At 68.8% G+C, this 22,446-nt stretch carries 21 protein-coding genes; 19 read left to right on the forward strand and 2 right to left on the reverse strand.

Annotation, left to right across the window (positions count from 1 at the left end):
* Window positions 1–155 precede the first annotated feature (155 nt).
* From LBC97_11500 to coaBC, 8 genes are all read left to right on the forward strand, one after another.
* Window positions 156–404 (forward strand): type II toxin-antitoxin system Phd/YefM family antitoxin, encoded by a 249-nt coding sequence (locus LBC97_11500; protein ID MDR2566652.1) that lies wholly within the window; start codon window positions 156–158, stop codon window positions 402–404.
* Complete coding sequence (locus LBC97_11505; protein MDR2566653.1) at window positions 401–838, forward strand: PIN domain-containing protein; 438 nt, start codon at window positions 401–403, stop codon at window positions 836–838. The genes LBC97_11500 and LBC97_11505 overlap by 4 nt, the downstream gene beginning before the upstream one ends.
* 92 nt (window positions 839–930) lie before the next feature.
* On the forward strand, window positions 931–4,200 hold the full coding sequence (gene carB, locus LBC97_11510; protein MDR2566654.1) for a carbamoyl-phosphate synthase large subunit: 3,270 nt from the start codon (window positions 931–933) through the stop codon (window positions 4,198–4,200).
* Window positions 4,197–5,042, forward strand: coding sequence for an orotidine-5'-phosphate decarboxylase (pyrF, locus tag LBC97_11515; protein MDR2566655.1), 846 nt, complete (start codon window positions 4,197–4,199; stop codon window positions 5,040–5,042). Before carB ends, pyrF begins: the two co-directional genes overlap by 4 nt.
* Window positions 5,043–5,127: 85 nt before the next feature.
* The gene (locus LBC97_11520; GenBank protein MDR2566656.1) at window positions 5,128–5,439 is read left to right on the forward strand and encodes a helix-hairpin-helix domain-containing protein; all 312 of its coding nucleotides are present in this window, start codon (window positions 5,128–5,130) and stop codon (window positions 5,437–5,439) included.
* Window positions 5,440–5,448: 9 nt separating this feature from the next.
* Window positions 5,449–6,006: a guanylate kinase gene (gmk, locus tag LBC97_11525; protein MDR2566657.1), complete on the forward strand. Its 558-nt coding sequence runs from the start codon at window positions 5,449–5,451 to the stop codon at window positions 6,004–6,006.
* Window positions 6,007–6,037: 31 nt separating this feature from the next.
* Window positions 6,038–6,301, forward strand: coding sequence for a DNA-directed RNA polymerase subunit omega (gene rpoZ, locus LBC97_11530; GenBank protein ID MDR2566658.1), 264 nt, complete (start codon window positions 6,038–6,040; stop codon window positions 6,299–6,301).
* A 7-nt stretch (window positions 6,302–6,308) separates the two neighbouring features.
* Window positions 6,309–7,490 carry a bifunctional phosphopantothenoylcysteine decarboxylase/phosphopantothenate--cysteine ligase CoaBC gene (coaBC, locus tag LBC97_11535; protein MDR2566659.1) on the forward strand — a complete coding sequence of 394 codons (1,182 nt, stop codon included), beginning with the start codon at window positions 6,309–6,311 and terminating at the stop codon, window positions 7,488–7,490.
* Window positions 7,491–7,520: 30 nt separating this feature from the next.
* Here coaBC and LBC97_11540 read toward each other — a convergent pair whose 3' ends face one another.
* On the reverse strand, window positions 7,521–7,937 hold the full coding sequence (locus tag LBC97_11540) for a hypothetical protein (GenBank protein MDR2566660.1): 417 nt from the start codon (window positions 7,935–7,937) through the stop codon (window positions 7,521–7,523).
* Window positions 7,934–8,164 (reverse strand): hypothetical protein, encoded by a 231-nt coding sequence (locus LBC97_11545; protein ID MDR2566661.1) that lies wholly within the window; start codon window positions 8,162–8,164, stop codon window positions 7,934–7,936. Before LBC97_11545 ends, LBC97_11540 begins: the two co-directional genes overlap by 4 nt.
* A 130-nt stretch (window positions 8,165–8,294) precedes the next feature.
* On the opposite strand from LBC97_11545, the gene metK reads away from it, so the two are divergent.
* The 11 genes from metK to LBC97_11600 all read left to right on the forward strand — a co-directional run bounded on the left by metK (window position 8,295) and on the right by LBC97_11600 (window position 22,325).
* On the forward strand, window positions 8,295–9,479 hold the full coding sequence (gene metK / locus LBC97_11550) for a methionine adenosyltransferase (protein MDR2566662.1): 1,185 nt from the start codon (window positions 8,295–8,297) through the stop codon (window positions 9,477–9,479).
* 76 nt (window positions 9,480–9,555) lie between these two features.
* Window positions 9,556–11,586 carry a hypothetical protein gene (locus tag LBC97_11555; protein ID MDR2566663.1) on the forward strand — a complete coding sequence of 677 codons (2,031 nt, stop codon included), beginning with the start codon at window positions 9,556–9,558 and terminating at the stop codon, window positions 11,584–11,586.
* Between the two features lie 10 nt (window positions 11,587–11,596).
* Window positions 11,597–12,562: a methionyl-tRNA formyltransferase gene (gene fmt, locus LBC97_11560; protein ID MDR2566664.1), complete on the forward strand. Its 966-nt coding sequence runs from the start codon at window positions 11,597–11,599 to the stop codon at window positions 12,560–12,562.
* A gap of 45 nt (window positions 12,563–12,607) precedes the next feature.
* The gene (locus LBC97_11565; GenBank protein ID MDR2566665.1) at window positions 12,608–13,924 is read left to right on the forward strand and encodes a hypothetical protein; all 1,317 of its coding nucleotides are present in this window, start codon (window positions 12,608–12,610) and stop codon (window positions 13,922–13,924) included.
* On the forward strand, window positions 13,900–15,450 hold the full coding sequence (locus tag LBC97_11570; GenBank protein ID MDR2566666.1) for a 16S rRNA methyltransferase: 1,551 nt from the start codon (window positions 13,900–13,902) through the stop codon (window positions 15,448–15,450). The genes LBC97_11565 and LBC97_11570 overlap by 25 nt, the downstream gene beginning before the upstream one ends.
* A gap of 174 nt (window positions 15,451–15,624) precedes the next feature.
* On the forward strand, window positions 15,625–16,029 hold the full coding sequence (locus LBC97_11575) for a hypothetical protein (protein ID MDR2566667.1): 405 nt from the start codon (window positions 15,625–15,627) through the stop codon (window positions 16,027–16,029).
* A complete protein-coding gene (arc, locus tag LBC97_11580) occupies window positions 15,957–17,489 on the forward strand; it encodes a proteasome ATPase (protein ID MDR2566668.1) in 1,533 nt (510 codons plus the stop codon). Before LBC97_11575 ends, arc begins: the two co-directional genes overlap by 73 nt.
* Entirely contained in the window at window positions 17,486–19,078 is a 1,593-nt protein-coding gene (locus LBC97_11585; protein MDR2566669.1) for a proteasome accessory factor PafA2, read from the forward strand. The genes arc and LBC97_11585 overlap by 4 nt, the downstream gene beginning before the upstream one ends.
* Window positions 19,075–19,935, forward strand: coding sequence for a DUF3097 domain-containing protein (locus LBC97_11590; GenBank protein MDR2566670.1), 861 nt, complete (start codon window positions 19,075–19,077; stop codon window positions 19,933–19,935). Before LBC97_11585 ends, LBC97_11590 begins: the two co-directional genes overlap by 4 nt.
* A gap of 29 nt (window positions 19,936–19,964) precedes the next feature.
* Window positions 19,965–20,588 (forward strand): hypothetical protein, encoded by a 624-nt coding sequence (locus LBC97_11595; GenBank protein MDR2566671.1) that lies wholly within the window; start codon window positions 19,965–19,967, stop codon window positions 20,586–20,588.
* Between the two features lie 201 nt (window positions 20,589–20,789).
* Window positions 20,790–22,325, forward strand: coding sequence for an anion permease (locus LBC97_11600; GenBank protein ID MDR2566672.1), 1,536 nt, complete (start codon window positions 20,790–20,792; stop codon window positions 22,323–22,325).
* Window positions 22,326–22,446: the final 121 nt, after the last annotated feature.

The following is a 22,446-nucleotide window of genomic DNA, read 5'->3' on the forward strand; positions in this document are numbered from 1 at the left end:
TTCTCCCTTTGGTGGACTCGTCACCGCACAGGCTACAACATGGCGCATCGGTTCGTATCGGTTCGCGACACTTCGCATCAGTTCGTGACATTCGAGCCAGCACCTCGGCGTGGGGTAGTATGTGTACACGCATTCACACAACCTAGGGAGACCTTATGCGCGCTCTTGGCGTCCGCGAGTTCAGAACGCAGATAGCCAGCCTGATCGACGCGGGAGAAGCCGTGGAGGTGACCCGCCACGGGGACGCCGTGGCCGTCTTCCTCCCCACGGCCAGCTCTGGTCCCCGGTCCCCCGAGCGGTTTCTGCTCGCGGCTCAGGCGCTGGACGGGCAACTCGCCGACCTGGGGATTGACCCCGACGACTTGGTGGCGGAATTCGAGCAAGCCAGGCGGCCCGGCCGGTGACAACGGCCAGAGCGCTTGTTCTGGACTCCAACATCCTGATTCGGGCGGTCTTGGGGAAACGGGTGCGGGACATCATCGCCGGCCACTCGGAGCAAGTCGTCCTGTTGGCCCCCGCGGAGGCGTTTGAGGAGGCTGGGCGCCACCTGCCCGCCCTGCTCGCGAAACGGGGCGTTGACCCCGGCGTGGCGGCAGCGGCTGTGGCCGAATTGCCCGAACTGGTTCAACTCGTGGAACTGAAACACTACGAGCACCTGCGGGAGGAGGCGCTGGAGCGGATAGCCGTCCGGGACCCGGACGATTGGCCGGTGGTCGCGCTGGCGTTGGCGACCGGCGCGGCCGTCTGGACGGAGGACCAAGACTTCTTCGGATCCGGCGTGGCGACCTGGACCACCGACCGAGTCGAGTTGTGCCTGCGCAACGCCGGCGGATCCTGACAAGGGGCGGATTCGGGTGGCGGCGGCCACGGTAGGCTGGGCGGGAACAATCCTTTAAGGCCCGTCCAGTGAGGCGGGAAAGGAGGCCAGCCATGCCAAAGCGCCAAGACCTCAAGTCGGTCATGGTGATCGGGTCCGGGCCGATCGTGATCGGCCAGGCCTGCGAGTTCGACTACTCCGGCACGCAAGCGTGCCGGGTCCTCAAGGACGAGGGCCTGAGAGTGGTCCTGGTGAACTCGAACCCCGCGACCATCATGACGGATCCGGAGTTCGCGGACGCCACCTACATCGAGCCGATCGAACTAGCCGCGCTGACGGCCATCATTGAACGGGAACGACCCGACGCGCTGCTGCCCACCCTGGGCGGCCAGACGGCGCTGAACGCCGCCGTGGCGCTCGCGGAGGCGGGCGTCCTAGAGAGGTTCGACGTCGAGTTGATCGGCGCGAAAATCGACTCCATCAGGGCGGGGGAGGACCGCCAGGAGTTCAAGGACGTGGTCGAGCGCTCCGGCGCGGAGGTGGCCAGCAGTCGCATAGCGCACTCCATGGGGGAATGCCTGGCGGCGGCCGAGGAACTGGGCTACCCCATCGTGGTGCGGCCCTCGTTCACCATGGGTGGGCTGGGCTCCGGGATCGCCTACAACCCGGCGGACCTGGAGCGGATCGCCGGCGGCGGTCTCCAATACAGCCCCACCGCGGAAGTCCTGCTGGAAGAGTCCGTCATCGGCTGGAAAGAGTTCGAACTGGAGATCATGCGGGACCGCGCGGACAACGTGGTGGTGGTCTGCTCGATCGAGAACCTGGACCCGATGGGCGTGCACACCGGCGACTCGGTGACCATCGCCCCGGCGCTGACCCTGACGGACCGCGAATACCAGCGGCTGCGGGACATCGGGATCGCGGTGATCCGGGAAGTGGGCGTGGACACCGGCGGCTGCAACATCCAATTCGCGGTCAACCCGGACGACGGCCGGATCATTGTCATCGAAATGAATCCGCGCGTTTCCCGGTCCTCCGCTTTAGCGTCCAAGGCGACGGGCTTCCCAATCGCGAAGATCGCCGCCCGCCTCGCCATCGGCTACACGCTTGATGAAATCCCGAACGACATCACCGGTTCCACCCCCGCGAGCTTCGAGCCCGCCATCGACTACATTGTGACCAAGGCGCCGCGCTTCGCATTCGAGAAATTCCCGGCGGCGGACGACACGCTCACCACCACCATGAAATCGGTCGGCGAGGCGATGGCGATTGGGCGCTGCTTCACGGAATCTCTCAACAAGGCGATGCGGTCCATCGACAAGAAGGGCACAAGGTTCCACTGGTCCGGCCCAAAGCCAACCGCAGAGGAATTGGAGCGGTTGGTGGAGTCGCTCGCGCGCCCCACGGAGCACCGCCTGATCGACCTCCAACAGGCCGCCCGGTGGGGCGTGCCGGGGAAGCGTTTGGCGGCCGTGACCGGGATAGACCCCTGGTTTGTCGACCAGGTCGAGTTGATCAACGAGGTGGCCGCGCGCCTCGCGGGAGCGGAGGCGCTGGACCGCCGGACGCTCAAACTCGCCAAGCGGCATGGCTTCTCGGATGTTCAGATCGGCGAAATCAGGAACCTTTCGGAAGAGGCGGTGCGGGAAATCCGGCACGCTTTTGGGCTCAGGCCGGTTTACAAAATGGTCGACACGTGCGCGGGCGAATTCGCCGCCCGCACGCCGTACCTGTATTCCACCTATGACGAGGAAACCGAGGTGCGGCCCCGCAGGCGCCCGGCCGTGCTGATTCTGGGATCCGGCCCCAACCGGATAGGCCAGGGCATCGAATTCGACTACTCCTGCGTCCACGCCGCCCTCGCCCTGGGCGAGGACTATGAGACGGTCATGATCAATTGCAACCCGGAGACCGTCTCCACGGACTACGACATTTCCGGGCGCCTCTACTTTGAGCCGCTCACGTTTGAGGACGTTATGGAGATCTACGATGCCGAGCGGGCGGCCGGGCCTGTAGCCGGCGTCATCGTGCAATTGGGCGGGCAAACCCCCTTGAGCCTGTCGTCGCGTCTGGCGGAGGCCGGGCTGCCGATGTGGGGCACGCCGCCGGAAGCCATCGACGCGGCCGAGAACCGGGGGCTGTTCGGGCAGGTGCTCGCGGAAGCCGGGCTGCCGGCGCCGCAGTACGGGACGGCGCTGAGCGTCCCGGAGGCGGAACGGGTCGCGGAGCGGATCGGGTATCCGGTCCTGGTGCGCCCCTCCTACGTGTTGGGCGGGCGCGGCATGGAGATCGTCTACGACGTGGACCACCTGCGCGAATACATGGCCAAGGCGATCCCCGAAGGGGGTCGGGCGGACGCGCCCGTGCTGATCGACCGGTTCTTGGACCAGGCCATCGAGATCGACGTGGATGCCCTCTACGACGGCGAGGAGCTGTTCCTGGGCGGAGTCATGGAGCACATCGAGGAGGCGGGCATCCACTCCGGGGACAGCGCGTGCGTGCTCCCGCCGGTCACGCTGTCCAGCCGCGACCTGGAGAGGATCGAGCGCTCCACGGAGGCCATCGCCAAAGGCGTGGGCGTGCGGGGCCTGATCAACATCCAGTTCGCGCTGATGAGCGACGTGCTCTACGTGCTGGAGGCGAACCCCAGGGCGTCCAGAACGGTGCCGTTCGTGTCCAAGGCGACCGGAGTGCCGCTGGCGAAGGCGGCCTGCCTGATCATGGCGGGCGCGTCCATTGCGGACCTGAAGGCGGCCGGCCACCTCCCGGCCGCCTCCGCCGCGCTGGCCCTGGAGGTGGACCAGATCGCGGTGAAAGAGGCGGTGCTTCCGTTCGCACGGTTCAGGACCGCGGAGGGCAAGATCGTGGACACGGTGCTGGGACCGGAGATGCGCTCGACGGGGGAGGTCATGGGCCGCGACCCGCAATTCCCCACGGCGTTCGCGAAGTCGCAGGTGGCCGCGTTTGGCGGGCTGCCCAGGCGGGGCCGGGTCTTCGTGTCGGTGGCGGACCGCGACAAGCGGTCCATTTTGTTCCCCATCAAACGGCTGACCGAACTCGGCTTCGAGATCCTGGCGACCGAGGGGACCGCGTCGGTGCTGCGCCGCAACTCGATTCCCTGCCGGGAGGTGCTGAAAGTCTCCGAAGGGGAGGGCCGGGAGACGGTCGTGGACCTAATCCACGCCGGGGAGGTGGACATGGTGGTCAACACCCCCTCCGGGGCCGGGTCGCGGGCGGACGGCTATGAGATCAGGGCCGCCATCACCGCGATGGACCGCCCGATCGTCACCACCACCCAGCAGTTGGCGGCGGCGGTGCAGGCGATCGAAGCCCAACTGGCGGGGCCTTTGAGCGTGGCGCCGCTGCAGGGGGCGGGAGCGTGAACGCCTTCGCGAACCGGCTGCACGCCCAAATGGCCGGGGGCAGCCACCTGTGCGTCGGCATCGACCCCCACCCGTCCCTGCTGGCCGACTGGGGTCTGGCCGACACCCCGGAGAACCTGACGTTCTTTGGGCGGTCGCTGATCGAGGCGGGGTTGGCGGGCGGCGCGGCGGCGGTCAAACCGCAGTCGGCGCTGTTCGAGCGGCATGGGTCCCAGGGGATCGGCGCCCTGGAAAAGGTCTTGGATTTCGCCCGTGACGTCGGGATGCTGACCATTCTGGACGTCAAACGGGGCGACATCGGCTCGACAATGCGCGGCTACGCGGAGGCGTATCTGGGGGACGGGTCGCCGCTGGCGGCGGACGCGATCACCCTCAGCCCGTACCTCGGCTTCGGGTCGCTGCGGCCAGCCCTGGAACTGGCCGCGCTAAACGGGCGGGGGATCTTCGTGTTGGCGTTCACCTCAAACCCGGAAGGCGCCAGCGTGCAGCGGGCGGTCACAGTTGGAGGCCTGCAGGTCGGCGAATCGGTCATTCAAGCGGTCAGCCAGGCCAACGCGGGCGCGGTCCCAATGGGCGGGCTCGGGGTGGTGATCGGGGCCACGATCGGCTCGTTGCCGCCAGCAGGAGCCCAGATGATTGCCCAGGTGGGAGGCCCTATTCTGGCCCCCGGACTGGGCGCCCAGGGCGGCGGCCCGGCGGACCTGGATCGGGTCTTCGGGCCAGCCCGGAAGCTGGTCCTGGGGACCGTCTCACGGGCGGTCGCAGGGGCCGGACCCGACCCCGAAAGGGTAGTGGCCCAAGTGCGCCAAAGTGTCGCAAATCTCAGTTTTCTCGGAATCTAGACCGGAAGCCGTTGCATCATCCCTGGTCAGTCGTTAGATTGTGACTGTCCAAGTCCAACAAACGCACCGAAGGTGGATAAAGGGAATGGCTCTACCTCCATTGACTCCGGAACAGCGGGCTGAGGCCCTCAAGAAGGCCGCCGAGGCCCGCCAAGCACGGGCTGAGGTGAAAAACCGGCTCAAAGCATCTCAGGGATCCCTTAGCGAAGTGCTCGCCATGGGGCAAGAAGATGAAGTGATCGGCAAGATCAAGGTGGCCGCTTTGCTAGAGGCCCTGCCCGGCGTGGGCAAGGTGAAGGCCAAGGCGATCATGACGGAGATCGGCATCTCCGAGTCGCGGCGCATCCGCGGCCTGGGGCCGCATCAGAGGGAACAGCTCATCGAGCGTTTCGGCTGAGCAGCGGAGGTGTGGGCGCCAACTCGCCTGACAGTATTGGCCGGCCCGTCGGGGGTCGGCAAAGGCACGGTTGCGGCCCTCATCGCCGAGCGCTACCCGAAGGTATACCTCTCGGTTTCGGCCACAACCCGGCAGCCCAGGCCTGGTGAGGTCGAGGGGATCAACTACTTCTTCACGTCCCGGACGGCCTTTGAGGCCGCAGTGGCGGCTGGGGACATGTTGGAGTGGGCCGAATACAACGGCAACCTCTACGGCACCCCCCGGCTGGCGGTAGAAGACGCGCTGGGCGCGGGTCGCCCGGCTCTGCTGGAGATCGACCTGGTTGGCGCGCGGCAGATCAGGCAGTCCATGCCTGGCGCGCTGCAAGTCTTCCTGATGCCTCCCACCTGGGAGGAGCTTGAGCGGCGTCTGGCGACCCGCGGGACCGAGGACCCTGGCGAACGGCGGCGGCGTCTGGCGACAGCCGAACGCGAGGTGATGGCACGGGGCGAGTTCGACTTCGTGCTGACAAACGACAGCCTTGAGGACACCGTGGGACGACTCGCCGCGATAATGGGGCTAAACTAGGGCGGCCAATTGACGCTGGAAGGAATGTTCATTGTCAGGTACCACAGCCAACCCCGAGGGCATCACCGATCCGCCGATCGACGATCTGCTTGAGGTGACCGATTCGAAATACGCGCTGGTGATCTACGCCGCCAAGCGCGCCCGCCAGATCAACGGCTACTACGCCCAGTTGAACGAGGGCCTGTTGGAGCACGTCGGCCCGCTGGTGGAGGCCGGGCCGCAGGAGAAGCCGCTGTCCATCGCCATGCGAGAGATCAACCAAGGTCTGTTGACCATCGAACCCTCCGGGGAGTGATGCCGGCGTGATAGTGGTGGGGGTTGCGGGCGGGATAGCCGCCTACAAGGCCCCCGCCCTAGTCCGGCTGTTGACGGAGGCCGGACACAAGGTCCGGGTTGTGCCCACCGAGGCGGCTTTGCGCTTTGTGGGCCGCGCCACCTTTGAAGCCCTGACCGGTTCGCCTGCCGTCACATCCGTGTTCGACCAGGCCGTCGGCGTTGACCATGTCGCGTTGGCCGGTCAGGCCCAGGCTGTGGTGGTGGCGCCGGCCACGGCGGACCTGTTGGCGCGCTACGCCGCCGGCCGGGCGGACGACCTGTTGACTGCCACTCTGCTGGCGACGCGCGCGCCGGTGGTGGTGGCGCCGGCCATGCACACCGGGATGCTGGAGCACCCGGCGACGGTCGCGAACCTGGCCACCTTGCGGTCGCGGGGCGTGACCGTGCTCGATTCGCCCGCCGGCCGGCTGACGGGCGCGGATTCGGGGCCGGGCCGCATGGCGGAGCCGGCCGAGATCGCCGCGGCCGTCGAGGGTTTGCTTGGGCCCGCCGATTTCGCGGGTCTGAAGGTTTTGGTCTCCGCGGGCGGCACGCGCGAGCCGCTCGACCCGGTTCGCTTCCTGGGGAACCGCTCATCCGGCAAACAGGGGTTCGCCATAGCCGCCGCCGCCGCGCGCCGGGGGGCCCAGGTGACGGTCGTGGCGGCCAACGTTTCGCTGCCGACCCCGTTTGGGGTCGAGGTGGTGCCGGTGGACACGGCGTTGTCGCTTCAGGCAGCCATGGCGGAGCGGGCCGCCGATGCCGACCTGCTGGTCATGGCGGCGGCCGTCGCGGATTTTCGCCCAGCTCAGTCGTCAGCCAGCAAAATCAAGCGGCACGGCCGGAGCGGCTTCGCGCTGGAACTGGTCGCCAATCCGGACATTTTGGCCGGCCTGGTGGCGGCCCGCCGTCCGGGCCAAGTGATTGTCGGCTTCGCCGCGGAGACCGGCGACCAGGCCGCGACCGCGTTGGAGCACGCGATCGCCAAGGCCAAACGCAAGGCGACCGATTTGACGGTGGTCAACGTGGTGGCTCAGGGCGCCGTTTTCGGTGAGGACGCCAACGACGTGGTTCTGCTGTCCGCTCAGGGTGAGCGCTTGGGCCAGGCATCGGGCTCGAAAGACCAAGTCGCGCAGGCGATCCTGGACGCGGTCCGCCCGTGGCTGTAGCGGACCGCTTGGACCCCGCCTGGTGCCCCGCTACAGGATGGTTTCCACGGCGACCGGCGCGCCGGCGAGCAGCAGGGCCAGGTCGGACGGGTCAGAGGTGAGCACCAGCGGTGGCCGGGGCAGCGTCAGCGCGGTGGCGGCGACCAAGGCGTCGACGGTCACGTCTCGGAGTTTGCGCCTGGCGCGAGCGGCTTTGGTCCGGAGCCTGCCGGCAGAGTAGCCGATGGCAGCCGTGACCGGTTCGACGCGCACGGCCTTGACCGCGAGACGGAGCCGCGCGTCGCGCGGGGTCCCGTCTGAGGTTTCCGCGAGCGTGACTGCTGAGGTGTGGAGTGTCGAGTCGGTGCGGCGGGCTACCACCAGCCAGGCCTGGATCCGGCGGTCGCCGGCCGCGAGCAGGGACAGCGCCTCGGCGTCAAGGAGGATCGAGTGCGGCCGGGCGATCACCGCGCGAGCCGCTCCATGATTTTGTCGACTTCGGACTGTTCCGCTGGGCCGTGTTCGGCGTTCATGGCCGCCAAAATGTCGTCCAGCGCGTCGCGCTCCAATTGCCTGGCCACCGCTGCGGCGACGTACCCGGAGAACCCGCGCGGCCCCACCCGTTCTTGCACGGCATCCACGGTCAAGACCGGCATGGACACGGACTTCTTCTCGATGTTCACGGAACCGGGCACATAGGCAATCCTACCGGAAGTAGGATAACGGGGACGGCGGCGAGCGCCCCGGCTTTGGTGAGCCAGCTCCCGGAGTGGGGTAAACGCGTCGGCTGGGTGAGTGTCATAGGTCGCGGCTAGGGTTGTGGCCGTGAGTGAGACCAAACTGTTCACGTCAGAGTCCGTCACCGGCGGCCACCCGGACAAGCTTTGCGACCAGATTTCCGATGCCGTCTTGGACGGCCTGTTGGCACAAGACCCGTTTGCGCGGGTGGCGGTCGAGTCGTTAATCTCGCACGGCCAGGTGGTAGTGGCCGGCGAGGTGACCACGAACGGCTACGTGCCGGTGGCCGAGGTGGCCCGTGAGGTGCTGCTGGACCAGGGCTACGACACGGCCGAGGCGGGGATCGACGGCGCCAGTTGCGGCGTGTCCGTGCTGATCGAAGGCCAAAGCCGGGAGATCGCCGCCGGGGTGGACAACTCGGTGGAGACGCGACATGGCGGGAGGCGAGACGCGCTCGAGCAGCAGGGGGCGGGCGACCAGGGCATGATGTTCGGCTACGCAGTGGATGAGACGCCGGAGTTGATGCCGTTGCCGATCCATCTGGCGCACAAGCTGGCGCAGCGCCTCGAGGAGGTGCGCCTGGACGGCACGCTCGAGTACCTGCGGCCGGACGGGAAAACGCAGGTGACGGTGGCGTACCGGGACGGGAAGCCGGTGGGGCTGGAGACCATTGTGGTGTCCGCGCAGCACGCGCCTAGGGTGGAGCAGGGGCAGTTGGAGGCCGACCTCCGCGCTGTCGTGATCGAGCCGGTCATCGGGGAGGCGGGCTGGGAGGATGTGGGCCGGGTGCTGGTCAATCCGTCCGGCAGTTTCGTGGTGGGGGGCCCGGCGGCTGACACGGGCGTGACTGGGCGCAAAATCATTGTCGACACGTACGGCGGGATGGCCAGGCACGGCGGGGGGGCGTTCAGCGGCAAGGACCCCTCGAAGGTGGACCGCTCGGCCAGCTACGCCATGCGCTGGGTGGCCAAGAACCTGGTTGCGTCCGGTCTGGCCAGGCGCTGCGAGGTGCAGGTCGCCTACGCGATCGGGAAAGCGGAGCCGATCAGCGTGGCTGTCGACAGCTTTGGGACCGGAGCGGTGTCAGACGCGGCCCTGGCCAGCGCCGTCACTGGGGTGTTCGATCTGCGTCCGGCCGCGATCATCGCGGCGCTTGACTTGCTGCGGCCCATCTACCGGACCACTGCCACCTTTGGCCACTTCGGCAGGACGGGATTCCCGTGGGAGGAAACGAACCGGGCCGAGGATCTGGCTGCGAGCCGGTTCGATTGAGAGCCCGTCACGGGACGGCCTGGGCGCTGGCGCGGCGTATTGTGCGCTGTGGAGCCCGGGTGCGGGGTTGGAGCCCATGAGCGACAGCGCACAAGGGACCACGCAGGGCGTTCTGCTTGGGCTGGGTGCCGTCGCGCGTCGCTCACGCAAGCGGGCCAAGCCCAAGCCCGAACCGGCCGCTCGCCAACCGGTGGCGGTGGTGACCATGGACCTTCCCAGCCCGGCGCTGGACCGAACGTTCGACTACTTGGTTCCGACGGCCCTGGACGCCGCGGCGCAACCGGGTGTGAGGGTGCGGGCGCCGTTCCACGGTCGCCGTGTGGACGGCTTCATTGTCGAGCGACGCGATCAGTCGGAGCACCCCGGTGCCTTGAGTTGGATCAGTCGTGTGCCATCCGGATTGCCCCTGCTTACGCCGGGGTTGTGGCGCCTCGCCAACGCCATCGCGGCGAGGCAGGCGGGCACGGTCGCGGACGTGCTCCGGTTGGCGATCCCAGCGGCACACGTTGCGACTGAGAAGCGACTGGCCCTTGAGGCGGTAGCGAATCGTCGGGGCGGCGGCGCGACACCTGGCGACGTTTCAGCGGGGGGCCCCTGGGGGTCGCCGGAGGGGCGTCTTTCCGGGATCGACGCCGGGGGCGGGGACGTGGAAGCCACCGCAGCCGGCGCGTCTTCGCCGGGCACGGTGCCCGAAAGGGGCCTTTTGAGGGAACGGCTGGGCGGCGCCCCCGCCGCCTGGGCGCCGCTCCCGCAGTCTCACCCACTCGCCGGGTTTGTGGACGGCATAGGGCGAGGCGATGCCAACAGGGTGGTTTGGAATTGCCTGCCGGGTTCCGATCTGCTAGTTGGTTTGGTGGCTGCGATCTTGGCGAATTGGCGCGTGGGCCGGCAAGCGTTGATCGTGGCGCCATCGGAACGACAAGTCGCCGAGGTCACGTGCGCGCTCTTTGAAGCGTGGCCGCAGCGGGAGGCTGGGATGGCCGGGCCGGCAGTCGCACGGCTGGTGGCCGGGGACGGGCCCGAGGCGAGGTTGGAGGGGTATTGGGGGGCGGCATCGGGCACGGTGGATGTGTTGGTGGGGACCAGGGCGGCCGCGTTCGCGCCTTTGGCCAGGCCAGGGCTGCTGGTGTTGGTGAACGACGGCGACCCGGCGCTGGCCGAACCGCGGGCCCCTTACCCGGGGGCGCGCGCGGTGCTGACCGTCAGGGCTGGCCAAGAGAGGGCGAACCTGCTGGTGGCGGGCCTGGCGCGGAGCGTCGAGGCGCAGGCTTTGGTGGACGGCGGATGGATGGGCTCGGCAGTCCCGGCGCGGGCGGCGGTGCGGGCGGCAACGCCGGTTGTGGGCGCGCCCACGGCTGACGACCTGGCCAGGGAGGGGGCGACGGCGGCCAGCCGATTGCCGGAGGCGGCGTTTCGGCTGATTCGGCGGGGGTTGGGCGCGGGACCTGTCTTGATTCAGGTCCCGAGCGCCGCTCACGAGGTGTTTGGGCTGGTCAGGACGGCGGATGAGTTGGGTCGGGCGTTTCCGGGGGTGGCTTTGCGGCGGTCGGGCGCCGGTTCCGGGCTGATCGAGTCAGTCGGCTCGGGGCCGGCCCTGGTCGTGGCCACTCCGAGCGCTGAGCCTGTCGCGGACGGCGGCTACGCGGCCGCCTGCTTGCTGGACGCCGGTGCTTGGGCCGGTCGACCGGAACTTGACGCGGCCGTGGAAGCGTTGCGGATTTGGATGGGCGCGGCGGGGCTGGTCAGGCCGCGTGGCGAAGTGCTGCTGCTCGGTTCGGACGGCGGCGCCGCGGCGCAGGCCCTGGTGCGGTGGGACCCGGTGGGCCTGGCGGAACGGGAGTTGGCTGAGCGCCGGGAGCTCGGTTTGCCTCCCGCCACCAAAGCAGTGGTGTTGACCGGGCCGGGGGAGGCCGTTGACGAGTTCACGGCGGCCCTTGAACTGCCCGGCGAGGTCAGGGTGCGCGCTGCGGCCGGGAAGACCGTCCTGCTGATTCCGCTGCCGGCGGCCAAGACGGTGATCGGGCGGATCCGCGAGACCATCCGGGGACGCTCAGCCGTGCGCCAAACTGGGGGAGTGCGGGTAAAGGTCGACGGCGAACTCGACTAAGGTTCCTTGGATGCGCATCCTTCTGGCCGGGACCCCCACGGTCGCCGTTCCCTCGCTCATGGCGCTCGCCGAGTCGGGCCATGAGTTGGTCGGCGCCATCACCCGGCCAGACCGGCCTGCGGGGCGGGGGCGGCACCTGGCCGCCTCGGCGGTGGGGCTGGCGGCGGCCGAGTTAAGCTTGCCGGTTCTCAAACCGGACCACCCGTGCGAACCGGAATTCCAGGAGGAGTTGCGGGCGCTGCGCCCTGACGCCGTGGCGGCGGTGGCGTACGGCGCTCTTCTACCCGAGTCGGCTTTGAGCATTCCCACCCACGGCTGGATCAATCTGCACTTTTCTCTGCTGCCCGCCTGGCGCGGGGCGGCGCCGGTCCAACGCGCCATTTGGGCGGGCGATGAGATCACCGGGGCCACGACCTTTCAGATTGTCAAAGAACTGGACGCCGGCCCGGTGTTCGGGCGGCTGACCTACGCGGTGCCGGGACGGGCGACCGCTGGCGAGGTTCTTGAGACCCTGGCCGCAGATGGAGCGAAATTGCTGGTCTCCACGCTGGACTTGATTGAGGCGGGCGAGGCTCGGCTGGAGCCGCAGGGCGTGGACGGGATCAGCTACGCGCCCAAGATGACGGCGGAGGACGCCCAAGTCAATTGGGCCGCCCCCGCGCAGGCGGTTGACCGCCAGATTCGGGCGTGCACGCCGGCACCCGGGGCCTGGACAACGTTCCGGGATCAGCGCGTCAAGATCGGGCCGATCAGCGATGCGGGGCCGCTGCCCGAAGTCCCGAAATGGGTGGCGACGCCGGATGCGGAACCGGGCACGCTGCTGAGGCTCAAACACGCGGTGCTCGTCAAGACGGGAAGCGCTTGGGCGGCTTTGGGCGAAGTGGCGCCGGCGGGGAAATCGTGGATGGCCGCTGCGGCGTGGGCCAGAGGTGTTCGGATCGACCAAGAGGTCGCAACCGAGAGGATGGGCGAATGAGCGATCAGGGGCAAGACTCCGGGACTGAAGGACTTCAGCCGCGGCGTGGCGGCGACGGTTATAGCGGTGCTGGCGGCGACCAGTCCGGCGGCAGGGGCCGTGATGGCGGCGACTATCGGGGCGCGAGTGGTGGCCGGTCCGGGTCTGATGGCGGGCGCGGCGGGTACCGCGACCGCGGAGATCGGTCGGGCAGCCGAGGCCGGTCTGAGGGCGGCTACCGAGGTCGCGGAGGCGAGCGGCCCGGATTTGACGGCGGCCGAGGCGGCTACGGCGGCGGATCGCGTTTTGGCGGTGGCGGGTACCGGGACCGCGAGGGCGGCAAGTCGAGCAATGAGCGGCCCAGCGGCAGGGGCCGGTCTGAAGGCGGTTACCGGGATCGTGGTGGCGACCGGCCCGGATTTGACGGCGGCCGAGGCGGGTACGGCGGTGGATCGCGCTCCGGCGGTGGGTACCGGGACCGCGATGGCGGCAAGTCGGGTGGTGAGCGGTCCGGCTACCGCCGTGACGAGGGCGGCTATCGGGGTCGTGGTGGCGAACGGACCGGGCTTGGCGGCGGGGGACCGCGTTCCGGCGGTAGCGGGTACCGGGATCGGGATGGCGGTGATCGGTCGGGTGGTCGGGGCCGCCCGGACGGCGGTTACGGGGATCGCGCTGGCCGGTCGGGCGGCGCTGGGTACCGCGACCGGGATGGCGGCAAGTCGGGTGGTGAGCGGTCCGGCTACCGCCCTGATGAGGGCGGTTATCGGGGTCGTGGGGGCGACCGGCACGGGTTTGGCGGCGGGGGACCGCATTCCGGCGGTGGCGGGTACCGGGATCGGGATGGCGGTGAGGCGCGCGGTGATCGGTCGGGTGGTCGGGGCCGCTCGGACGGCGGTTACGGGGATCGCGCTGGCCGGTCGGGCTTCGGCGGTGGCGGGTATCGCGACCGTGAGGGCGGCAAGTCGGGTGGTGAGCGGTCCGGCTACGGCCGTGATGAAGGCGGTTATCGCGGTCGTGGTGGCGACCGGCCAGGGTTTGGCGGCGGCAGCAGCGGCGGATCGCGTCTTGGCGGTGCCGGGTACCGCGACCGTGAGGGCGGCAAGTCCGGCGGTGAGCGGTCCGGCTACGGCCGTGATGAGGGCGGTTATCGGGGTCGTGGGGGCGACCGGTCCGGGTTTGGCGGCGGGTACCGCGACCGGGACGGCGGCAAATCGGGTGGTGACCGCTCCGGCTACGGTCGGGATGAGGGCGGTTATCGGGGTCGTGGCGGCGACCGGCCCGGTTTCCGCGGCGGACGCGATGGGCAAGCCCGCGACGGTGGTGAGGCGGGCGGCAATGACCGCGCCGATGGAGCTGACGTGGGCCACGACGGCAGCGGGGTAAGCGGTGATCGGTCAGGCGGCACGGACCGGACAGACGGTGGTTACCAAGGCCGAAGCGGTGACCGGGCCAGATTCGGTTCCGGGCACGGCCGGAATTCTGCCGGCGGCCCACAGCGGGGTTCGGGTCCACGCCGCAGTTGGTCCGCGCAGGCTCCCTCCGAGCGTCAGCGCTCGGCCGACGCTCCCCGTCTGGCCGCATACGACCTGCTCAGGGCAGTCCACCGGGGCGCTTATGCCAATCTGACACTGCCGTCCATGCTGACTGATCGGAGAATTACAGGCCGCGACGCGGCCTTTGCGACCGAGTTGGGCTATGGGGCCATCCGGATGCGAGGCCAGTACGACGCCGTGATCGCGAAGGTCGCAGGACGCGACGAAGTCGACGACGCGGTGATGGACGTCCTGCGTCTTGGCCTGCACCAAATCGCGGCCATGCGCGTGCCAGACCATGCGGCTGTGGCCGCTACCGTGGCGATTGCGCGTGAGGCACTCGGCATTGGGCCGAGCGGCTTCGTCAACGCGATCCTGCGGGCGGTCACCGAGGGAGGCTACGAAACTCTGCTCGAAGAAGTCGCGCCAGTCGGCGACGATTCGTTGGAGAACTTGGCCATCCGCCACTCCCACCCGGCCTGGGTGGTGCGCGCGCTGAGGCAAGCGCTGATCAGCTCGGGGCGCGACCCGGCGGACCTGCCAGCCGTGCTCGCGGCGGGCAACAGCCAGCCGCCGCTGACGCTAGCGGCCCGGCCGGGGCTGATCACCGTTGAGCAGTTGGCGGAACAGATCCAGTCCAGATCAGAACGCCCAGCCCAACCGGGCAGGTTCGTTCCCAGCGCCCTGATAATGGGGCGCGGGGCGCCTGGCGACCTGGTGGCCGTGCGCCGTGCTCAAGCGGGTGTTCAGGACGAGGGCTCCCAACTGGTCGCATGGGCTTTGGCGGAGGCCCCCTTGGTGGATGACCAGGGCAATTGGCTGGATCTCTGCGCCGGTCCGGGCGGTAAGGCGGCGCTGCTGGGCGGGATCGCCCAGGAAAGGGGCGGCCATCTGACCGCCAACGAGCCGCAACCGCACCGGGCGGAACTGGTGCGGGGCGCGATCAGGCGGCTGCCCAACGCCGTCACCGTCACGGAACTGGACGGCCGCGAGGTCGAGGGCCAATACGACCGTGTGTTGGTGGACGTGCCCTGCACCGGGTTGGGCGCGCTGAGGCGGCGGCCGGAAGCGCGCTGGCGGCATTCGCCCGCAGACCTGGGGAGCCTGGGTCCGCTGCAGCGCGACTTGTTGCGCGCGGCGATCAACGTGACGCGGCCGGGAGGGGTGATCGCGTACACCACCTGCTCGCCGCACTTGGCGGAAACCCGCCTGGTGGTCCAGGACGTTCTTGAGGGCCGGCCGGACGCCACGGTGATCGACGCCCGGCAAGTCGCCCTCATTCCAGAAGACGCTGTCGGCGAGGATGGATTCGCGCAACTCTGGACTGATCGGCACGGCACAGACGCCATGTTCCTGGCTCTAATCCGCCGGTCGTAGGAGTCTGCGGGCGGCGCGCCGGGCCGCGTTTGGCCCTCGCCGAACCGGTTTCCGGCCGCGAGTGCGACTTTGAAGCTCTTCCTGATCCGCTGGTGGATCAGGATCGTGGTTTGGGTCGCAGTTGGCCCCGGCTGAGCCTGGTTTCCGGCCGCGAGTGCGGCCTTGGAGCTCTTCGTGATCCGCTGGTGGATCAGGATCGTGGTTTGGGTTGCACTTCGGGGTCTGCGGGCGGTTCCGGAGCGGGCAAATGCGACCTTGAAGCTCTTCATGATCCGCTGGTGGATCAGGATCGTCGTTTGGGTTGCACTTCGGGGTCTGCGGGCGGTTCCGGGGCGGGCAAATGCGACTTTGGAGCTCTTCGTGATCCACTCGTGGATCAGGATCGTCGTTTGGGTTGCAGTAGGCACCCGCCGAGCCCACCCCTGCCCGGGCACCGTCGAACGGGTGACGGGCCCCTCCGGCGCGGCCGCCGCCGCAGACGCGGGCCTGGACATAGGGTTAACGGCGTGTCTGAGCAGAGCCCTTATGACCGCCAAGTCGCACGTGCCGCCTCGTTGGAGGAGAAGAACCGCCGCCTGACCCAGTCGTTGGTGTCCGCAAGGCAGCAGTTGGCGGAGGCCCGGCAGCAGGTGACGGACCTGTCACAGCCGCCTGGCACCTACGCACTGTTTTGGAGTTGGAATGACGACGGCTCGGCGGACGTGGTGCAGCAGGGCCGCCGCCTGCGGGTCGGAGTGGGCCCAGATGTCAACCGGGCCGCCCTGCTGCCAGGGCAAACGGTCGCATTGAGCCAAACGATGGCCCTGCTTAAGGGCGAGGCGTTTGAACGCACAGGCGAGGTCGCCGCCGTCAAAGAGGTGCTGAGCGAGGACCGCCTCCTGGTGCAAGGCCGAGCGGAAGAGGAAATGGTGCTCCGGCGGGCCGGGTCTCTCTTCGGCTTGAAGCTGCGGCCGGGCGACAGCCTGGCGATCGACCAGCGCAGCGGCTTCGCGTTCGAGGTGGTGGCGCGTTCGCACGCGGAGGACCTGGCGGCGGAGGACGTGGCGGATGTGGCGTACAGCGACATTGGCGGCCTAAAGGACCAAATCAGCCAACTGCGGGACGCGGTGGAGTTGCCGTTCCGGCATCCGGAGTTGTACCGGGAGCACCGCCTGAGGGCGCCAAAGGGGGTGCTCCTCTACGGTCCGCCCGGCTGCGGCAAGACCCTGATCGCCAAAGCGGTGGCGCGCTCCCTGGCGGGCGAGGACGCCAAGAGAGCGGTGTTCCTCAACATCAAGGGGCCGGAGTTGCTCAACAAGTACGTCGGAGAGACCGAGCGCCAGATCCGCGCCATCTTCGCGCGGGCTCGCGAAAAGGCGAGCCTGGGCGGCGCGGTCGTGGTCTTCTTCGATGAGATGGAGTCGCTCTTCCGGACTAGGGGCTCGGGGGTCTCCAGCGATGTGGAAACCACCGTGGTGCCGCAGTTGCTCGCGGAAATCGACGGGGTGGAGACGTTGGACAACGTGATCGTGATCGGCGCGTCGAACCGAGAGGACATGATCGACCCGGCCATCCTCAGGCCGGGCCGCTTGGACGTGAAGATCAAGATCGAGCGCCCGGACCGCCAAGGCGCGGCGGACATTTTCAGCAAGTACCTGGTGCAGGACCTGCCCTTTGGGGACGGCGAGGAAATCCCAACCATGATCGCGCGAACCGTGGAAATCATGTACGCGACAACGCCCGAGAACCGCTTCTTGGAGGTCACCTACGCGTCCGGCGACCAGGAAATACTGTTCTACAAGGATTTCGCCTCCGGCGCGATGATCCGCAACATTGTGGACCGCGCCAAGAGGGCCGCGATCAAAGAGCAACTCGAGTCTGGCCGCCGGGGCATCACCAGCGCGCATTTAGCGGCGGCCGTGGCCGCCGAGTTCGCCGAGAACGAGGACCTTCCCGGCACCACCAACGCCGACGATTGGGCCAGGGTCTCCGGACGCAAAGGCGAGCGGATCGTTTTCATGCGCACGCTGGCCGGCGGCGGGCGTCAGGTCGAGGCATGAGCCAACTCGCTTTCGGGATAGAGACCGAATATGGGGTCCTGTCGCCCGCCAGCCGCAACCCGGTCGAGCTGTCGAACTGGGTGGTCGCCGCCTACAAGGCCAGCCAGGAGGGGCGGGTGGCGCCGTGGGATTACCGCTCCGAGGACCCGCTCAACGACGCCCGCGGGTTCCATTTGGACCGCGCAGCCGCCCACCCCTCGCTGTTGACGGACCGCCCGTTGCCCGATGCCGTCCACGCAGCCACGGGGACGGCACCTTTCCCGCGGGGACCGGTTGGCCCGCCCGCCCGGGACCGGGGCGGCTCCGGCGCCGCCATGTTGACCAACGGCGCCCGGCTGTACGTGGACCACGCCCATCCCGAATACGCCAGCCCGGAAACGACGTCCGCGCGGGAGGCGGCGCTGTGGGACGCCGCCGGCCAGCGGATCATGGCGAGAGCCGCCCAGCTTCTGGCGGACGCGGGCACGCCGGTGGCCCTGTACAAGAACAACACTGATGGCCAAGGCGCGTCCTATGGGACGCATGAGAACTACCTGGTGGAGAGGTCGGTCGATTGGCAGCTGCTGGTCGATTTCATGACGCCGTTCCTGGTGACAAGGCAGATTTTCACGGGTTCGGGCCGGGTCGGCTTGGGGCCCCGGTCGGGGGAGGCGGGTTTCCAACTGTCGCAGCGGGCCGATTTCGTGGAGGCGGAGGTCGGCTTGGAGACCACGCTGAACCGCCCGATTGTCAACACCCGCGACGAGCCCCACGCCGATCCGGCGCGTTGGCGCCGGCTCCACGTGATTGTGGGCGACGCGACCATGATGGACGTTGCCACCTACGCCCGGTTGGGGATCACGGGCTTGGCGCTGCGGGCGTTGGCGATCAGCCCTCCCAGGGCGGCCGCCGAATTTGCCGACCGCGTGAGGTTGGCGGTGCCGGTCGCGGCCTTCCGCCAGGTCAGCCGGGACCTTTCGGTCTCGGAGCGGCTGGCGCTGCGCGCGGGCGGGGAGGCGACGGCGATCCAGGTGCAGCGCCGCTACCTAAGCTTCGTCCAGGCCGCGCTGAAACTGCCGGACGCGGAGGCTGTGGACTTGATCGACCGCTGGACGGCGCTGTTGGACGGGCTTGGCGACAATCCCTTGAGCGTGGCCCGCCAGGTCGAATGGGCGGCGAAGTTCCGGCTGCTGGAATCGCTGCGGGAACGGGGCGGCCTTGCCTGGGACCACCCGAAACTGCGGGCGGCGGACTTGAGATGGACGGACGTCGACCCGGCGCGTTGCCTGTTCGGCCGGGTCGCCCAGCGCGGCGAGGTCGAGTCGCTGTTCGAAAGTCCAGAAATCGACTGGGCGGTGCGGCACCCTCCCGCGTCCACCCGCGCCTACTTGAAGGGCCAGGCCCTCGCCCGGTATCCGGACGCGGTGGTCGCGGCCGGGTGGGATTCGCTGACGCTGGCTTGGTCCGGGGGCCAGGCGCGGTTGGCGCTGCCGAGCCCGCTGGCCGGCAGCTGCCTCCAGGTCGAGGCGGTGCTGGCGGAGGCCGCTTCGGCCAGGGACCTGGCGGAGCGGCTGGCGGGGGTCGACCTGGCGGGCGAGGCGGTCCGGTGAGCGGGTGGGACCGTTACGGCCGCGACGTGCTGACGCGGGATCCGCACGCTCCCAGGCGGACCCAGTCGAGAAAAGTCGAGGCTGAGATCGGGCTGGTGGTGGAGGACGCGGAAACCGGCTGGGTGGGCGCGATCGTCAAGGTGGAGAAGTCGGGCGGGATGCTGGTGGCGTCGCTCGAGGACCGGCACGGCCGCGTGCGGGGCTTCCGGCTGGGGCCGGGGTTTCTGATCGACGGCCAGCCGGTGGTCCTGACCCGAGCGGTCGGGTCGAATCCGGGGGTGCTGAAGCGGCGGACGGCGTCCGGGTCGCTGGCTGTCCAGGGTGCGAAAGCGCGGGTGGCGCGGGTCTCGCGCATCTGGGTGGAGGGGCGCCACGACGCGGAACTGGTCGCCAAGGTCTGGGGGGAGGACTTGGCGCTGGAGGGAGTGGTCGTGGAAATGCTGGACGGGATTGACCATCTGGCGGATCGGGCGGCGGACTTCGGCCCGGCGGCGCAAGGGGCCAGGCTCGGCGTGCTGGTGGACCACCTGGTCGAGGGATCGAAGGAGTGGCGGATCGCTGAGTCGGTGACGGCCAACTGCGAGCCGGGGTCGATCCTGATTTTGGGTCACCCGTACGTGGACATCTGGCAGGCGGTACGCCCCGAACGCTTGGGCCTTGCGGCCTGGCCGAGGATTGAGCGCGGGACGGACTGGAAGACGGGGGTTCTGAGCGAACTGGGCTGGCGCCACCGCGACCAGGGCGACCTGGCGAGGGCATGGCTACGCATCTTGGGATCGGTCAGCCACCTCTCCCACCTGGACCCGGCGCTGACCGGCCGGGTCGAGGAGCTAATCGACTTCGTAACGGCCCCGTGACGGATTCACGCGAAGGAGGTGCTAACGACGTGAGGGCAATTGAGGCGGCCAAGCGCGGGCCCGGCGGCAGCCCGATCGCCCGGCTGATCGCGCTGACAATGTGCGTGGGCGTTCTGGCCGGTGGCGGATGCGCCACCAGCTACTCCGAACTGGCGTCTACCGGGCCGTTGGACTTCGGCATGGCCGACGGCGGAGGGGCGCTGTACGGGATGTGCCACTCGGGCGACGGCACCAGCAACTCTTTGGGCGGTCTGAGGGGCTGGAACTCCTCGTCGAAGGACGCTCTGGTCCTGGACTCGGTCGCGGTGGGCGGCGGCGTTGGCGTGGAAGTGGCAGAGAGCTACATCGTGCCTCTGGCGGGTGTTGACAGCGAGTCATTCGGATCGGGCTTCACGTTGCCGTCTGAACAGGCCCCCGGCGCTGAGGACGCGCTGAGCGAAGAGCAGCTGGAACTGTGGCAAAAAAGGATCCCGCTGGAAGGAGCGCAAATCGGCCCCGGCGAAGCCTTCAACCTCCTTGTCGGGGTGGTGCCAACGGTTGATCGGGGTGCGACCTCCGAATGGCTGGAGGTTCGTTACCACGTCGGTGGCCGTAGACACATCAGCTATCCCGGTATTGGGGCGGAGTTCCTCGGGCCGGATGAATGCGCGTAGCGATCGATCCGGCGTGGGGGCGTTGGCAGAGGTTTGCGCGAACTGGACGCGCCTGACCAATAGGCGGCCCGCTGAGCGGACGGCGGTCATGAGAATTCGCCGCCCGCCGGAGAGCAACGGGGCCTGGTTCGCGTACCGTGCCGCAAAAGACCCGCCGGGCGCGGTGGCCCGGCGGGCACGGCCGCGAAAGGACGCCCGCTCGTGTTGACTGACACTGCCCCGCAGGAAACGCCCGATCAAGGCGCGGAGCGCGATGGGACCGCGCCCGGCACAAAGCAGCTGGTCAAGGGCCCGCCGCGGCCGGGCGGGATCCGCCCGGTCCGGCTGGTGCCGACGCTGATTCCCCTGGCGGTGGGGCTTCTGGTCTGGTTCTTGCCGGGCCCGGACGGGGTGAGCCCCAAGGGATGGCACATGCTGGCCATCTTCCTGGCCACGGTGATCGGCATCATCACGAAGCCGCTGCCGATGGGCGCGGTTTGCATTGTGGGCCTGGTGGCGTCCGTGTTGACGGGCACGGTGCCCATGAAAGCCGCCGAGCCGGGCGGCCCCTCGGCGCTGATGGGCTTCGCGGATCCGACCATTTGGCTGATCGTCACGGCGTTCTTGATCTCCAGAGGTTTCATCAAGACGGGGCTCGGCCGGCGCCTGGGCCTGGCCTTCGTGTCCCGGATGGGCGGGTCCACGCTGGGCGTGTCCTACTCGCTCGCGCTGGCGGACTTGGTGCTCGCCCCGGCCATTCCGTCCGCCACGGCCCGCGGCGGCGGCATGATGACGCCCATCATGCGCTCGGTCGCGGAGCTCTACGACTCGCGTCCGGGCCCCACCGCGCGGCGGGCGGGGGCGTTCCTCGCCATCAACGTGGGGCAGGTCAACGCCATCACCTGCGCCATGTTCCTCACCTCGATGGCCGGCAACCCGATGATCGCCTCCCTGGCCGCTGGCCAGGGCGTCACCATCTCCTGGACCAGTTGGGCGGTGGGCGCGCTGGTGCCGGGGCTGGCGGCGCTGGTGGTGGTCCCCTGGGTGGTCTACAAGGTTTACCCGCCGGAGTTGAAGCGGACCCCGGAGGCGCAGGCGATGGCCCGCCGCGAGTTGAAGGAGCAAGGCCCCATGACCCCGGGGGAATGGGTCATGGCCGGCACCTTCGCGCTGCTGTTGGCGCTCTGGACAGTCGGCGACATGGCGCTGGGCGTCAGCGCCACCACCACGGGGTTCGTCGGATTCGTGGTCCTCCTGGTGACGGGCGTGTTGACCTGGGAGGACGTGACCAAGGAGAAAGCGGCCTGGGACACCATGATCTGGTTCGCGGTCCTCATGACGATGGCCGCGGCGCTCAGCCACTACGGGTTGATCGACTACATCGCGAACCTGGCCGGCTCCTCGCTCGCCTCCTTCAGTTGGCCGGTGGCATTTGTGCTCCTGACCCTGGTGTACTTCTTCTCGCACTATCTTTTCGCCTCGGCGATCGCCCACATCTCCGCCATGTACCTCGCTTTCCTCGCGGCCGCCATCCAAGTGGGGACGCCGCCCATGTTCGCGGCCTTGGTGCTCGGCTACATTTCCAACCTGATCATGTCGCTGACCCAGTACGCGGGCGGCGCAAGCCCCGCCGTGTTCGGCACGGGCTACAACACGGTGGGGCAGTGGTGGCGCGTCAGCTTCGTCGCCGCACTCGCCTCGATCGCCGTGTGGATGAGCGTGGGTGGCGGCTGGCTCAAGCTCATCGGCTACTGGTAACCGGCCGACCGCCAACAGGTAGACGATGCCGTGTGGCCGGCCGGACGGCATCGGGCAAGTTTGGCGCGTCGGGGCGCCGCCGTGTCCCGTGAGCGCTATTGACTACCTCTGCCAGAATTGT

The sequence above is a fragment of the Bifidobacteriaceae bacterium genome, from assembly GCA_031281585.1.
In the GTDB taxonomy this organism is placed as follows: domain Bacteria; phylum Actinomycetota; class Actinomycetes; order Actinomycetales; family WQXJ01; genus JAIRTF01.